General features: G+C 62.8%; 13 protein-coding genes. 5 read left to right on the top strand and 8 right to left on the bottom strand.

The features are described from left to right. Nucleotides 1-110 precede the first annotated feature (110 nt). Together glpK and C6A77_RS24225 are read right to left on the bottom strand one after the other, a co-directional pair. A complete protein-coding gene (gene glpK, locus C6A77_RS24230) occupies nucleotides 111-1610 on the bottom strand; it encodes a glycerol kinase GlpK (protein ID WP_114171884.1) in 1500 nt (499 codons plus the stop codon). A 51-nt stretch (nucleotides 1611-1661) separates the two neighbouring features. Further along, on the bottom strand, nucleotides 1662-2513 hold the full coding sequence (locus C6A77_RS24225) for an MIP/aquaporin family protein (protein WP_114171883.1): 852 nt from the start codon (nucleotides 2511-2513) through the stop codon (nucleotides 1662-1664). A gap of 303 nt (nucleotides 2514-2816) precedes the next feature. Between C6A77_RS24225 and ybaK the strand changes: the two genes are divergently transcribed. Beyond that, complete coding sequence (gene ybaK / locus C6A77_RS24220) at nucleotides 2817-3287, top strand: Cys-tRNA(Pro) deacylase (RefSeq protein ID WP_114171882.1); 471 nt, start codon at nucleotides 2817-2819, stop codon at nucleotides 3285-3287. A gap of 544 nt (nucleotides 3288-3831) precedes the next feature. Here the strand turns inward: ybaK and C6A77_RS24200 are convergent. Together C6A77_RS24200 and argF are read right to left on the bottom strand one after the other, a co-directional pair. Beyond that, the gene (locus C6A77_RS24200; RefSeq protein ID WP_114171881.1) at nucleotides 3832-4941 is read right to left on the bottom strand and encodes an ABC transporter ATP-binding protein; all 1110 of its coding nucleotides are present in this window, start codon (nucleotides 4939-4941) and stop codon (nucleotides 3832-3834) included. Further along, nucleotides 4938-5858, bottom strand: coding sequence for an ornithine carbamoyltransferase (gene argF, locus C6A77_RS24195; protein ID WP_114171880.1), 921 nt, complete (start codon nucleotides 5856-5858; stop codon nucleotides 4938-4940). Before argF ends, C6A77_RS24200 begins: the two co-directional genes overlap by 4 nt. 375 nt (nucleotides 5859-6233) lie before the next feature. Between argF and C6A77_RS24190 the strand changes: the two genes are divergently transcribed. Both C6A77_RS24190 and grxD read left to right on the top strand, forming a co-directional pair. Next, entirely contained in the window at nucleotides 6234-8342 is a 2109-nt protein-coding gene (locus C6A77_RS24190; protein WP_114171879.1) for a molybdopterin oxidoreductase family protein, read from the top strand. Between the two features lie 91 nt (nucleotides 8343-8433). Continuing rightward, nucleotides 8434-8769: a Grx4 family monothiol glutaredoxin gene (gene grxD / locus C6A77_RS24185; protein ID WP_003254949.1), complete on the top strand. Its 336-nt coding sequence runs from the start codon at nucleotides 8434-8436 to the stop codon at nucleotides 8767-8769. 56 nt (nucleotides 8770-8825) lie between these two features. On the opposite strand, the gene bfr is transcribed toward grxD, so the two are convergent. Together bfr and C6A77_RS24175 are read right to left on the bottom strand one after the other, a co-directional pair. Then, the gene (gene bfr / locus C6A77_RS24180) at nucleotides 8826-9299 is read right to left on the bottom strand and encodes a bacterioferritin (protein WP_114171878.1); all 474 of its coding nucleotides are present in this window, start codon (nucleotides 9297-9299) and stop codon (nucleotides 8826-8828) included. 200 nt (nucleotides 9300-9499) lie between these two features. After that, entirely contained in the window at nucleotides 9500-9718 is a 219-nt protein-coding gene (locus C6A77_RS24175) for a bacterioferritin-associated ferredoxin (RefSeq protein ID WP_045185737.1), read from the bottom strand. 224 nt (nucleotides 9719-9942) lie between these two features. On the opposite strand from C6A77_RS24175, the gene C6A77_RS24165 reads away from it, so the two are divergent. Then, complete coding sequence (locus C6A77_RS24165) at nucleotides 9943-10545, top strand: peroxiredoxin C (protein WP_114171876.1); 603 nt, start codon at nucleotides 9943-9945, stop codon at nucleotides 10543-10545. Between the two features lie 158 nt (nucleotides 10546-10703). On the opposite strand, the gene rnt is transcribed toward C6A77_RS24165, so the two are convergent. Both rnt and pyrC read right to left on the bottom strand, forming a co-directional pair. Next, a complete protein-coding gene (gene rnt / locus C6A77_RS24160; RefSeq protein WP_114171875.1) occupies nucleotides 10704-11378 on the bottom strand; it encodes a ribonuclease T in 675 nt (224 codons plus the stop codon). After that, on the bottom strand, nucleotides 11375-12421 hold the full coding sequence (pyrC, locus tag C6A77_RS24155) for a dihydroorotase (protein WP_114171874.1): 1047 nt from the start codon (nucleotides 12419-12421) through the stop codon (nucleotides 11375-11377). Before pyrC ends, rnt begins: the two co-directional genes overlap by 4 nt. Nucleotides 12422-12551: 130 nt before the next feature. Between pyrC and C6A77_RS24150 the strand changes: the two genes are divergently transcribed. Beyond that, nucleotides 12552-13520: an OmpA family protein gene (locus tag C6A77_RS24150; protein WP_114171873.1), complete on the top strand. Its 969-nt coding sequence runs from the start codon at nucleotides 12552-12554 to the stop codon at nucleotides 13518-13520. The last annotated feature ends 366 nt before the right edge of the window (nucleotides 13521-13886 follow it).

Here is a 13886-nt window from a genome sequence, read left to right as displayed (position 1 = left end):
CCTGTGGGAGCGGGTTCACCCGCGAAGCAGGCGACGCGGTGGATGGCACCGGCTGCGCCGGTGTTCGCGGCCACGGCCGCTCCCACAGCTAGTGGCTGTCAGCTAGGGGGTCAGGCCTCGTGATCTTCCCAGTCGCGGGTGCGTTCCACCGCCTTCTTCCAGCCGGCATACAGCTTCTCTTTCTGTGTTTCATCCAGCTGCGGGCTGAATTCGCGCTCGATGATCGCCTTGTCGCGCAACTCGTCCAGGCCACTCCAGAAGCCACACGCCAGGCCCGCCAGGTAGGCGGCACCCAGGGCCGTGGTTTCGCGCATTTTCGGGCGCTCCACGCAGGTGCCAAGGATGTCGGCCTGGAACTGCATGAGGAAGTTGTTGGCGACCGCGCCGCCGTCCACACGTAGCTCGGACAGGCGCTGGCCGCAATCCTGCTGCATGGCATCGAGCACATCGCGGGTCTGGTAGGCGATCGACTCCAGCGCGGCGCGGATGATGTGGTCCACCTTTACGCCACGGGTCAGGCCAAACAGCGCGCCACGGGCATACGGGTCCCAGTACGGCGCGCCCAGGCCGGTGAAGGCCGGTACCAGGTACACGCCGTTGCTGTCCTTGACCTTGCTGGCGAAATACTCGGTATCCAGCGCATCGTTGACGATTTTCAGCTCGTCACGCAGCCACTGCACGGTGGAACCACCGTTGAACACTGCGCCTTCCAGCGCATAGGCCACTTCGCCGCGTGGGCCGCAGGCGATGGTGGTGAGCAGGCCATGGGACGACTTCACCGCCTGGTCGCCCGTATTCATCAGCAGGAAGCAGCCGGTGCCATAGGTGTTCTTGGCCTGGCCCGGCTCCACGCACATCTGGCCGAACAGCGCCGACTGCTGATCGCCGGCGATACCGGCAATGGCGATGCCGCTCTTGGTGTGGCCGTACACCTCGGAAGAGGGGCGCACCTCGGGCAGCATCTGCCGTGGGATGCCGAGGATTTCCAGGAGCTTGTCGTCCCACTGCAGGCTGTGGATGTTGAACATCAGCGTGCGCGAGGCGTTGGTGTAATCGGTGACATGCACCTTGCCGCCGGAGAATTTCCAGATCAGCCAGGTATCGATGGTGCCGAACAACAGTTCGCCGCGTTCGGCGCGCTCACGGGCGCCTTCGACGTTGTCGAGGATCCACTTCAGCTTGGTGCCGGAGAAGTACGGGTCGGTGACCAGCCCGGTAGCCTCGCGAATGTAGCCTTCATGGCCATCGCGCTTGAGCTGGGCGCAGATCTCGGTGCTGCGGCGGCACTGCCAGACGATGGCGTTGTACACCGGCCGGCCGGTTTCCTTGTCCCACACCACGGTGGTTTCGCGCTGGTTGGTGATGCCCAGCGCGGCCACCTGGGCGTGGCTGATGCCGGCCTGGGCCAACGCCTCGACCATGGTCGCGCTCTGCGTGGCGAAGATTTCCATCGGGTCGTGCTCGACCCAGCCCGCCTGCGGGTAGTGCTGGGCGAACTCGCGCTGGGAGGTCCCGACCACATTGGCGTCGCGGTCGAAGATGATCGCCCGCGAACTGGTGGTGCCCTGGTCCAGGGCGATGATGTAGTTCTTATCCTGGGTGTCTGTCATGGTCGTAGGCCTTGCAAAAATAGGGGTTCAGGGCGGGGCGTGATGCCGGCATCAATTGACTTGAGTATCGCCCTGGCGATTGGCATTTGTCTCAGGGTTTACAGCGGCTGCGCTGGCCAGGTTGCGCGCGATCAGGCCGCGATAGGTCGCGGCACCCAGGCAGGCGCCAAGGATCGGTGCGAACACCGGAACCAGGAAGTAAGGCATGTCCCGACCGCCAGTGAAGGCTATATCGCCCCAGCCGGCCAGGAAGGTCATGAGTTTCGGCCCGAAATCGCGGGCCGGGTTCATGGCAAAGCCGGTCAGCGGGCCCATGGCGCTGCCGATGACGGCGATCAGCAGGCCGATCAGCAGCGGCGCCATGGCACCGCGTGGCAGGCCGTTGTTGTCATCGGTCAACGCCATGATCACGGCCATCAGGATGGCAGTGATGATCACTTCGACCAGGAACGCCTGGCCAGTGGAAAGCGAGGGGTGCGGGTAGGTGGAGAACACCGAGGCCAGTTCGAGGCTGGCTTCGCTCCCGCGCAGCATGGCGTGGGCCTGTTCGAAATCGAAGAACAGGTTGCTGTACAGGGTGTAGACCAGCGCTGCGCCACAGAATGCGCCACAAACCTGGGCCAGCATGTAGAACGGCAGCTTGCGCTTGTCGAAGCCGGCGAACAGGGTGAGGGCGATGCTCACGGCCGGGTTCAGGTGCGCGCCGGAAATGCCGGCGGTGAGGTAGATCGCCATGCTGACGCCGACGCCCCAGATGATACTGATTTCCCACAGGCCGAAGCTGGCACCCGCGACCTTGAGCGCGGCGACGCACCCGGTACCGAAGAAGATGAGCAAAGCGGTGCCGAGAAATTCGGCCAGGCATTGGCTGGATAGCGTGGGCTGGCGTAGAGCAGTCGTCATGTATGACCTCGTTTTTTTTGTTGTGAGGCGCGTGGCGCTCGACAGCAAAGCCTGGAATCGATCCCCATTGATCCCAGGCAGATGTAGGAAATGCACCTTAAAAGTGCACCATTTATTCACAAACGAAAAAATATAGACAAGAAACGCTGATGTCAAAGGTCGAAAGTGAACGGTCAGTCACGTTCTGGCCGATGATTACAGGTATGAATCCGCGTGCTAGACGGGCGCGATTGCGCTGCGCTGGCTGGGATGTGGGAATTGTCCTAAAGTAGCCGCCGAGCCGTCCCCGACCGGAGCCCCTGCATGACCCCAGCCCTGGACCTGTTGAAGAAGCACCGCGCTGAACATCGTGTGCACAGTTACGAACATGACCCCACGTCGGCATCCTATGGCCTGGAGGCAGCGGAAAAACTCGGTCTCGACCCGCAGCAGGTGTTCAAGACCTTGCTCGCGAGCAGCGAAAAGAACGAGTTGCTGGTGGCGGTGGTGCCGGTGGTCGGCACGCTGGACCTCAAGGCCCTGGCACATGCTGCCGGGGTGAAGAAATGCGAAATGGCCGACCCGGCGGCGGCGCAGCGGGCCACGGGTTACCTGGTGGGCGGGATCAGCCCGTTAGGGCAGAAGAAGCGCCTGCGCACCTTTATCGACGACTCGGCGCAGCATTTCGCGACCATCCATGTCAGTGCCGGTCGGCGTGGCCTGGAGGTGGAATTGGCGGCGGCGGTGTTGGCCGAACATACCCAGGGCAAGTTTGCCGGGATTGGTCGGGGCTAAGCATTTTGGGGCTGCTTTGCAGCCCATCGCCGGCAAGCCAGCTCCCACAAGGATAGCGCTTGACTTGAGGGCGATGCGGTCGAGGTGGGAGCAACTGTCTTGATCAATTTCCAAAAACTGGCGCGATCCCTGTGGGAGCGGCCGTGGCCGCGAACACCGGCGCAGCCGGTGCCATCCCTCGCGTCGCCTGCTTCGCGGGTGAACCCGCTCCCACATGGGGCTGCGTATGCCTCGGGCTTACGCTGAAACCTGTGGGAGCGGCTTTAGCCGCGAACACCGGCGCAGCCGGTGCCATCCCTCGCGTCGCCTGCTTCGCGGGTGAACCCGCTCCCACATGGGGCTGCGTATGCCTCGGGCTTACGCTGAAACCTGTGGGAGATTCTTTAGCCGCGAACACCGGCGCAGCCGGTGCCATCCACCACATCGTCTGCTTCGCGGGCTTGCCCGCTCCCACATGGGCTGCGTATGCCTCGGGCTTGCGCTGAAACCTGTGGGAGCTGGCTTGCCGGCGAAAGGGCCGCAAAGCGGCCCCAGGGATCTGCAATCAGGTCGCCGAACTATACCGACGCACGCCGTTCTCCTGGCGCGGCAACTGCGCTGCCACGCTGCCCGGCACCGGGAACAGCACCAGGTGATCGGCCTTTACCGCAATCCCCACATCTTCGCCGACCTGATGGTCGTTATGGCTAGGGAAGATCGCTTCCAGCTGGCTGCCGGTGGGCAGTTGCAGGCGGTACAGCGTCGATGCCCCGAGGAAGCTCTTGCCGATGATGTTCGCCTGCAGGGCACTGCCCGGCGCATGAACGATATCGTCGGGGCGTAGCAACACATCCACCGAACTGCCCGGCGCCATGATGTAGGCGCGGTTGCCGCGCAGTTCACCCAGCTCGGTGTTGACCGCTTCGTGGCTGCTCATCTGCCCGCGAATGAAGTAGCCCTGGCCAACGAAGCTGGCCACGAACGGCGTCTGTGGCTCGTGGTAAAGGTTGTAGGGCGTGTCCCACTGCTCCAGGCGGCCTTCCTTGAACACGCCGACCTGGTCGCTGACGGCAAAGGCTTCTTCTTGGTCGTGGGTGACCAGGATGGCACTGGTGCCGCGGCTCTTGAGAATATCGCGCACTTCATGGCTCAAGCGCCGACGCAGTTCAACATCGAGGTTGGAGAACGGCTCGTCGAGCAGCAACAGCTGAGGTTCCGGCGCCAGCGCGCGCGCCAGGGCGACCCGTTGCTGCTGGCCGCCGGACAGTTCATGCGGGTAGCGCCCGCCCAGGCCGGCCAGCTTGACCAGCTCGAGCATCTCTTCGATGACCTCGGCCTGACGTGGGTGCTTGGCGATGCCGAAGGCAACGTTCTGCGCCACGGTCAGGTGCGGGAACAGCGCGTAGTCCTGGAACACCATGCCGATGCGGCGTTTTTCCGGGGCCAGGGTAAAGCCGGCCCGGGAAATGACTTCGCCCGCCAGCTGGATTTCGCCGTCGTGTACCGGTTCGAAACCGGCGATGGCGCGCAGGGTGGTGGTCTTGCCGCAACCGGATGAGCCCAGCAGGCAACCGATGTCGCCTGCGTTCAGGTGCAGGTTGAGGTTCTGGACGATGCGCTGGTCGCCATAGCCGCAGGCGAGGTTGCGCAGGTTGAGCAGTAGGGGTTGACTCATGCGTGGTGGTAAGCCGGTTCTACAAGAAATTCGAGAAGGGCCTTCTGTGCATGCAGGCGGTTTTCAGCCTGGGCCCAGGCGACCGAACGTGGGTCGTCGAGCAGGTCATGGCTGATTTCCTCGCCGCGGTGGGCGGGCAGGCAGTGCATGAACAGGGCGTCGGATGCCGCCAGGTCGAGCAGTTCACGGGTGACCTGGTAAGGCGCGAAATGCGCCAGGCGCCGTGCAGTTTCCTCCTCCTGGCCCATGGAAGTCCAGACATCCGTGGTAACCAGGTGGGCGCCGCGTACGGCTTCCTTGGGGTCACGCACGATCTGCACGCGATCACCGCCAATGGCCATGAAGCGTGGGTCCGGCTCGTAGCCTTCCGGGCAGGCGATGCGCAGCTGGAAGTCGAACTGCCGGGCCGCCTCGATGTACGAGTTGCACATGTTGAAGCCGTCGCCGATCCAGGCCACGGTCTTGCCCTGGATCGGGCCGCGCTGTTCGAGGAAGGTCTGCATGTCGGCCAGCAGCTGGCACGGGTGCGATTCGTCGGACAAGGCGTTGATCACCGGCACCCGCGAGTTGGCGGCAAATTCGGTCAGGGTGCTGTGGGCGTGGGTACGGATCATCACCACATCGAGCATGCTCGACAGCACGATGGCGCTGTCGCCGATCGGCTCGCCACGGCCCAGCTGGGTATCGCGCGGGGAAAGGAAAATGGCCTGGCCGCCCAGCTGGATCATGCCGGCCTCGAACGACACGCGGGTACGCGTCGAGGATTTTTCGAAGATCATGCCCAGGACGCGGTTCTTCAGCGGCTCGAACAGCACGCCTCGCTTGCGTAGGTCCTTCAGCTCGATGCCGCGGCGGATCACCCCGAGCAATTCGTCGGTGGTGAAGTCCAGCAGGGAGAGAAAGTGCCTAGCGCTCATGATTGACTACCTTATCTGCAACGGTATGCAGGTCGACCGTATGGTTTTTTTTGACAACGGGAGTGACCTGCGGCGTAAGCCGCACGGGGGCGGACGAAATAGGGAAAGGCGCAATACTATAAGTAAATGTCGCCTGAAGCCAAGAGGGGAAACAGCTGTCGATGGCAAAGGGTGTTGCAAGGGGTGTCTTTGCCTGACGGGCAGTGCTGTTTTTTATTTGCTACAGAGGGTTGTACACGGCTTGCTGGCAATTTGGCAAATGGCTGTCGCAAATCGTGTGCCTGATGTCGGTGGATTCACGCCGCGAAGCGCGCTGGCCGGGGGGGAGAGCAGGGCGCATAGTCGCAGTTCGACAACTACAAGGCAGAGGCGGCCATGACCAAGACCCTGCATCACCGTGCCTGTCACCTGTGTGAAGCGATCTGCGGGCTGAGCATCGAAGTCAGCCACGACGACGAGGGCCGTGCGCTGATCAGTTCGATCAAGGGCGACCCCCAGGACCCGTTCAGCCGCGGCCATGTCTGCCCCAAGGCGGTGGCCCTGCAAGACATCCAGAACGATCCCGACCGCCTGCGCGTGCCGCACAAACGGGTCGGCCAGCAGTGGCAGGCCATCGGCTGGGACGAAGCCTTCGCCCTGGCCGCGGACAAGCTGTGGCGGATCCAGCAGGCCCACGGGCGTAATGCGGTGGCGGTGTACCAGGGCAACCCGAGCGTGCACAACTACGGCCTGATGACCCACAGCAACTACTTCCTCGGCCTGCTGAAAACCCGCAACCGCTTCTCGGCCACCTCGGTCGACCAGCTGCCGCAACACCTGGTCAGCCACTTGATGTATGGCCATGGCCTGCTGCTGCCGATCCCGGACATCGACCACACCGCTTTCATGCTGATTCTGGGCGGCAACCCGCTGGCCTCCAACGGCAGCATCATGACCGTGCCGGATGTGGAGAAGCGCCTGAAGGCCCTGCGCACACGCGGCGGGCGCCTGGTGGTGGTCGATCCGCGGCGCACTGAAACGGCGGCAATCGCTGACCGCCACCTGTTCATCCGCCCCGGTGGTGATGCCGCGCTGCTGTGCGGCCTGCTCAACACCCTGTTCGATGAAGACCTGGCGCGGGGTTCGCAGCTGCCGGTCAACGGCCTGCAGCAGGTGCGTGAGGCAATTGCGCCGTTCAGTGCCGAACGCATGAGCGCGCATTGTGCAATTGCCGCCGCCGACATTCGTCAGCTGGCACGGGACTTCGCCGCTGCCGACAAGGCGGTGTGCTATGGCCGCATGGGGGTCTCGACCCAGGCCTTCGGCACGCTCTGCCACTGGCTGGTGCAGTTGATCAACCTGGTCACCGGCAACCTCGACCGTGAAGGCGGTGCGCTATGCACCGAACCTGCCGTCGACCTGGTGGCGACCACCTCGGGTGGCCACTTCAATGCCTGGCAGAGCCGGGTGTCGGGTTTGCCCGAGTATGGCGGCGAACTGCCTGTGGCAGCCATGGCCGAAGAGATGCTGACCCCCGGTGAAGGCCAGGTGCGTGCGCTGGTGACGGTGGCCGGCAACCCGGTGCTGTCCACGCCCAACGGCCGCCAGCTGGATGCGGCGCTGGAAGGGCTGGAATTCATGCTCAGCATCGACCTGTACATCAATGAAACCACTCGCCATGCCGATTTGATCCTGCCGTCCACCTCGGCGTTGGAAAACGACCATTACGACAGCACCTTCAACTTGCTGGCAGTGCGCAACGTGACCCGCTTCAATCGGGCGATCCTGGCCAAGCCGGACGGGGCATTGCACGACTGGGAGATCTTCGTCGGCCTGGCCCAGGCATTCGCCAAGCGCGCCGAGCTGGAATTGAAGCCGACCTGGGCACCTGCGCAAATGATCGACCTGGCCCTGCGCAAGGGGCGCTATGGCGAAAGCTCGCCGTGGCAACTGTCGCTGGCGGCGCTGGACGCGCACCCGCATGGCCTCGACCTCGGGCCGCTGCGCACCAATCTCGCTGCACGCCTGGGCACCGCCAGCAAAGCGGTCGAGGCCGCGCCCCAGGTGCTGCTGGACGATCTGCAGCGGTTATTGCAACAAGCGCCACCGGTTGCCGGTGAGCTGCTGCTGATTGGCCGCCGGCATGTGCGCAGCAACAACTCGTGGATGCACAACTTCCATCGCCTGGTCAAAGGCAAGCCACGCCATCAACTGTTGATGCACCCGCACGACCTGCAGCAGCGGCAACTGCAGGATGGCCAGCGGGTGCGGATCCGTTCGCGTACCGGGCAACTGGAAGTCGAAGTGCAGGCCTGCGAGGACATGATGCCCGGGGTGGTCAGCCTGCCCCATGGCTTTGGCCACTCCCGTCAGGGCGTGCACATGCAGATCGCCCAGGCGCAGCCCGGGGTGAGTGCCAATGACCTGACCGACGAGCGCCTGCGCGACGCGGTTTCCGGCAATGCCGCGCTCAATGGCGTACCTGTGCAGGTCGAGGCCGCGTGAGGGATGGTAAGGCCGAGCATGCTCCTCGGCTTTCCGTTACAATGCGTCACCGTGCCGACGACCGCGTCGGAAAGTTCAGCCGAGGTGCTACATGGATATCATCGAAACGATCAAAGAGCAGATTGCCAACAACACCATTCTGCTTTACATGAAAGGCTCGCCGAATGCCCCGCAGTGTGGCTTCTCTGCGCGTGCGTCGCAGGCGGTGATGGGTTGTGGCGAGAAGTTCGCCTACGTCGACATCCTGCAGAACCCGGAAATTCGCGCCAACCTGCCAAAATACGCCAACTGGCCGACCTTCCCGCAATTGTGGGTAGCCGGTGAGCTGGTCGGCGGCAGCGACATCATGCTGGAAATGTTCGAGAAGGGTGAGTTGCAGACCCTGATCAAGGAAGCAGCCGCCAAGGCCAAGGCTTCCGAAGCCTGATTTCCGGCAGACGTAAAAAAACCCGCACATGGCGGGTTTTTTTATGAGGCAAGATTTTATTCTTCGCCCATCTGCGACTGCAGGTAGTTCTCGATACCGATCTTGTCGATCAGCCCCAGCTGGGTTTCCAGCCAGTCGATATGTTCTTCCTCGGATTCGAGGATATCTTCGAGAAGGTCACGCGAGCCGAAATCGCCAGCGGTTTCGCAATGGGCGATAGCTGCCTTCAGGTCGATCAGACCTTTCTGTTCGATCTTCAGGTCGCACTCGAGCATCTCTTTGGTGTGCTCGCCAATCAGCAACTTGCCCAGGTCCTGGACGTTGGGGATGCCTTCGAGGAAGAGAATACGCTTGATCAGTTTGTCAGCGTGCTTCATCTCGTCGATCGATTCCTTGTACTCGTGCTTGCCGAGTTTGTTCAGGCCCCAATCTTCGTACATGCGTGCGTGCAGGAAGTACTGGTTGATCGCGACCAGCTCGTTTCCGAGGATCTTGTTGAGATGCTGGATGACGCTTACGTCGCCTTTCATGTCGGGTTCCTGCCCTGTAGAAGTGTGCCAATACCCCGAAGTTTGAGCCTGATACTGGGGTGTGTCAAACCTAAGTTCTTGAATAATAAGTGAAAATTAATAGGAATAAGAATGTTTGTGAACCGCGTTGGAACGCTAAGCTATTGAATTTCAGGCATAAAAAAACCGGACACTAGGTCCGGTTCTTCGAATTCTGGCTTTCAGGCGGCGGTAAATTCTACAGGGTAGGGCAGGGCTGCCTGGCTGACCTGAAGCTCGGTCAGGGTCTCGCGGACCACCTGCTTGGCCAGGCAGGCGCATTTGCCACACTGGCTGGCGACGTTGGTCGCGGCGCGCACTTCCTTGTAACTGCAGCATCCTTCATAGATCGCATCGCGGATCTGTCCGTCGGTAACGCCGACACAAAGACACACATACATAAGGGCTGACCGTCGCTGGTTGGGTCGATGGGTTGGAGCTTAATGGTAATGAGAATGCTTGTCAAAGGGCTTTCTGGAAGGGCCGTGCTTGAGCGACCGGCGGTTGCTTTGTCGAGGGAGTCGGCCTGTCATCGGAAGCCGTGTATGATAGTCGGTCTTTGTTGGATGTCGGGCAGGCCCGTCTGGCCCGGCAAACGGTTTTTCACCCTCATCAGGAGATTACAATGAGCGTACTCGTTGGTAAGAAAGCCCCCGATTTCACCGTGCCGGCCGTGCTGGGCAATGGCGAGATCGTCGACAGCTTCAACCTGGCTTCGGCCATCAAGGGCAAGTACGGCCTGGTGTTCTTCTACCCGCTGGACTTCACCTTCGTCTGCCCGTCCGAGCTGATCGCCCTGGACCACCGCATTCCTGATTTCCAGGCGCGTAACGTGGAAGTGATCGGCGTGTCGATCGACTCGCACTTCACCCACAACGCCTGGCGTAACACCCCGGTCAACAACGGCGGTATCGGCCCGGTCAAATACACTCTGGCTGCCGACATGACCCACGAAATCTGCAAAGCCTACGACGTCGAGTCCGAAGGTGGCGTGGCCTTCCGTGGCGCCTTCCTGATCGACACCAACGGTGTTGTCCGTTCGCAGATCGTCAACGACCTGCCACTGGGCCGCAACATGGACGAGCTGCTGCGCCTGGTCGACGCCCTGCAATTCCACGAAGAGCACGGCGAAGTCTGCCCTGCCAACTGGAAAAAGGGCGACAAAGGCATGAATGCTTCGCCAGAAGGCGTTGCTGCCTACCTGAGCGAGAACGCCGGCAAGCTGTAATTGCCACGCGTATAAAAAACCGGCCCTTGTGGCCGGTTTTTTTGTGCCGTCCTGTGGCGGCCTCTTCGCGGGCTTGCCCGCTCCCACACGAATCGCACAATGGCTGAGGCCACTGCAGTCCTTGTGGGAGCGGACGTGCCCGCGAATGCTTTTTCAACTCAATCGTTGAAATCGCGCCAACCGCCCATCTCTTTCCAGCGGTTGACGATGCCGCAGAACAGCTCGGCCGTCTTCTCGGTGTCGTAACGCGCCGAGTGCGCTTCACGCCCGTCGAAATCGATGTCGGCGCTCTGGCAGGCCCGCGCCAGCACGGTCTGGCCATACGCCAGGCCCGCCAGGGTGGCGGTGTCGAAGCTGGAGAACGGATGGAACGGGTTGCGCTTCAGGTCGTTGCGCGCCACCGCGGCATTGAGGAAGCCCAGGTCGAAGCTGCTGTTGTGGCCGACCAGGATCGCCCGCTTGCAGCCATTGGCCTTGAGCGCCTTGCGTACGCCACGGAAGATGTCGGTAAGCGCGCTTTCCTCACTCACCGCCATGCGCAGCGGGTGGTCCAGCTTGATCCCGGTGAACTCCAGCGCGGCCGGTTCGATGTTGGCTCCCTCGAACGGCTCTACCCGGTGGAAGTAGGTGTGCTCGGGGAACAGGAAGCCCTTTTCGTCCATGCCGATGGTGACTGCGGCAATTTCCAGCAGGGCATCGGTGGCGCTGTTGAAACCACCGGTCTCGACGTCCACCACTACCGGCAGGTAGCCGCGAAAGCGCTCGGCCATCGGGTGGCGCGAGCCGCTGCTGCCTTGGCTGTCGAGGTCGTCTTCGTACAGGTCTTCGCTCACGCGTTTTCCTCCAGCAGGCGCCAGCGCAGTTTTTCGCCGGCGCGCAGCGGGACCACGGTCTGCTCGCCAAACGGCAGGCTGTCCGGGGCGGTCCATTCTTCGCGGACCAGGGTAATGGTGTCGGTGTTGGCCGGCAGCCCATAGAAGGCCGGGCCGTGCAAGCTGGCGAAACCTTCCAGCTTGTCCAGAGCGTTACGCTGTTCGAACGCTTCGGCGTACATTTCGATGGCCGCGTAGGCGGTGTAGCAACCGGCGCATCCGCAGGCGGCTTCCTTGGCATGGCGGGCGTGCGGCGCCGAGTCGGTGCCGAGGAAGAACTTCGGATTGCCGCTGGTGGCCGCGTCCAGCAACGCCACCTGGTGGGTGTTGCGCTTGAGGATCGGCAGGCAGTAGAAGTGCGGGCGGATGCCGCCAACCAGCATGTGGTTGCGGTTGTACAGCAGGTGCTGCGCGGTGATGGTCGCGCCGACGTTGGCCGAGGCCTCGCTGACGAACTGCGCGGCATCGCTGGTGGTGATGTGCTCGAACACCACTTTCAGCGTCGGGAAACGTTCGACCACACGGCGCATGTGTTCGTCGATGAAGCGCTTCTCGCGGTCGAACACATCGATCTCGCTGCGGGTCACTTCGCCGTGCACCAGCAGTGGCATGCCGACTTCCGCCAGTGCCTCGATGGCCGGGAAGATGTTGTCGATGCTGGTCACGCCCGAGTCGGAGTTGGTGGTGGCGCCGGCCGGGTACAGCTTGGCGGCGTACACCACACCGCTGGCCTTGGCCGCGCGGATGTCCTCGGGGCTGGTGCGGTCGGTGAGGTACAGCACCATCAGCGGCTCGAAGCGGCTGCCGGCCGGGCGGGCGGCGAGGATGCGCTCACGGTAGGCGCCGGCCTCGCTGGCGTTGCGTACCGGCGGAACCAGGTTGGGCATGATGATGGCACGGGCGAAAGTACGCGCCACATCGCCAACGGTGTGGGGCAGGACGGCACCATCGCGCAGATGGATGTGCCAGTCGTCGGGACGCAGGAGGGTCAGGCGATCGGACATTGGGGATTCCAGGCGGGTCGAACTCAAGCGCCAATGCTACCGGAAAACCCTGGGGCGAGCACGGCTATCAAGTTTTCCGGCAGGCGTCCGATAGCCTGCAGGTAAGCCGTCAGAATTTGTGGAGCCGCCCGTGCGCCAGCGTTACCTAGCCCTGTTGACCTTGTTCGCCAGCCTGCCGGCCGGTGCACTGACCTTCCAGACGCGCATGGAGAACATTGCCTGGAAAGTCGAGGGTGACCAGTTCGAATGCCGGCTGATTCAGCCGATCGACGGTTTCGGCAGTGGTGAGTTCGTGCGCCGAGCGGGCGAGCAGCCGGTGTTCCAGCTGCGCTCGGACAGCAATGTGCTGGGTGCGGGCAGCGCCACCTTGCTGGCAGCCGCTGCGCCGTGGCAACCGGGGCGCAGCGACATCAACCTGGGTAGCGTCCGCATGGCCCGCACGGGGGTGTTGTTCAGCTCGTCCCAGGGCCAGGCCAGCCGCCTGATCAATGGTTTGCTCGACGGGCGCAGCACGGTGGTGCGCAATTACGCGGGCGAGGCGGGCAGGCCAATGGAAGTGCGCGTGCTGCCGGTCAGCTTCGCCAAGGCCTACAACGACTACCAGGCCTGTGCCGGCAAGCTGCTGCCGATGAACTACGACCAGGTGCGCCAGACCCAGGTAAGCTTCCCGGGCGGCGGTTTCGAACTGGATCAATCGGCCAAGGCGCGGCTGGATGTGATCCTCGACTACATGAAGGCCGACCCGACGGTGAACCATGTCGAGCTCAACGGCCATTCCGACAACAGTGGCAACCGCCTGACCAACCGCGACATGTCGCGCCGCCGGGCACTGGCCGTGGCCGACTACCTCAAGGCCAATGGCGTGGCGGAAGAACAGATTACCGTGCGCTTCCATGGCGAGCGTTACCCCTTGGCGAAGAACAACAATGCAGCCAACCGGGCGCGTAACCGGCGGGTGAACATCGAACTGGACCGGGTCGCGGTGGTTGAAAAGGCGGTGGAGCAAGCGGCGCCGGCTGTTGCTCCGTCGCCAGCGCCGGCGCCGGCCAGTCCGGCTGCTGCTTCGGCGTCGGGCGTCCCGGGGGCGAAGGCGCCCTGAGATCTGGTTGGCTGCCGGGTGCATGTCATGCTGCCTGGCGCATGTCATGGCGTTGCATCAAGGCCACCAGGTGTTCGCCACAACATTTTCAGCGCCTGTAAGATCGAGCGCCGCCCGCGCGGCGCATCGCCGGCAAGCCGGCTCCCACATTTGTTTCGGGCCAGTTACTACTGCCACCTCCGCACTCGCACCCCGGGTGCAGGGCTGGAGATAGCAGAAAAGCACAGATGACACCTTCGATGTTGGAGGGAACAAACAAGGCGGGCAGCGGCAAATTCTCAGGAGAGATTGGCCCGAAACAGATGTGGGAGCCGGCTTGCCGGCGATGCGCCGCGCGGGCGGCGCTCGATCTCACAGGCGCTGCAA

It is taken from the genome of Pseudomonas sp. AFG_SD02_1510_Pfu_092 (assembly GCF_003331055.1).
Classification (GTDB): domain Bacteria; phylum Pseudomonadota; class Gammaproteobacteria; order Pseudomonadales; family Pseudomonadaceae; genus Aquipseudomonas.
The sequence above is the reverse complement of the archived record's forward strand: the minus strand, read 5'-3'. Positions and strand labels throughout refer to the sequence as shown.

Bases quoted from the DNA above. Each gene is read 5' to 3' on its own strand.
- glpK (WP_114171884.1), bottom strand. From the start codon at position 1,610: ATGACAGACACCCAGGATAAGAACTACATCATCGCCCTGGACCAGGGC.
- C6A77_RS24225 (WP_114171883.1), bottom strand. From the start codon at position 2,513: ATGACGACTGCTCTACGCCAGCCCACGCTATCCAGCCAATGCCTGGCC.
- ybaK (WP_114171882.1), top strand. From the start codon at position 2,817: ATGACCCCAGCCCTGGACCTGTTGAAGAAGCACCGCGCTGAACATCGT.
- C6A77_RS24200 (WP_114171881.1), bottom strand. From the start codon at position 4,941: ATGAGTCAACCCCTACTGCTCAACCTGCGCAACCTCGCCTGCGGCTAT.
- argF (WP_114171880.1), bottom strand. From the start codon at position 5,858: ATGAGCGCTAGGCACTTTCTCTCCCTGCTGGACTTCACCACCGACGAA.
- C6A77_RS24190 (WP_114171879.1), top strand. From the start codon at position 6,234: ATGACCAAGACCCTGCATCACCGTGCCTGTCACCTGTGTGAAGCGATC.
- grxD (WP_003254949.1), top strand. From the start codon at position 8,434: ATGGATATCATCGAAACGATCAAAGAGCAGATTGCCAACAACACCATT.
- bfr (WP_114171878.1), bottom strand. From the start codon at position 9,299: ATGAAAGGCGACGTAAGCGTCATCCAGCATCTCAACAAGATCCTCGGA.
- C6A77_RS24175 (WP_045185737.1), bottom strand. From the start codon at position 9,718: ATGTATGTGTGTCTTTGTGTCGGCGTTACCGACGGACAGATCCGCGAT.
- C6A77_RS24165 (WP_114171876.1), top strand. From the start codon at position 9,943: ATGAGCGTACTCGTTGGTAAGAAAGCCCCCGATTTCACCGTGCCGGCC.
- pyrC (WP_114171874.1), bottom strand. From the start codon at position 12,421: ATGTCCGATCGCCTGACCCTCCTGCGTCCCGACGACTGGCACATCCAT.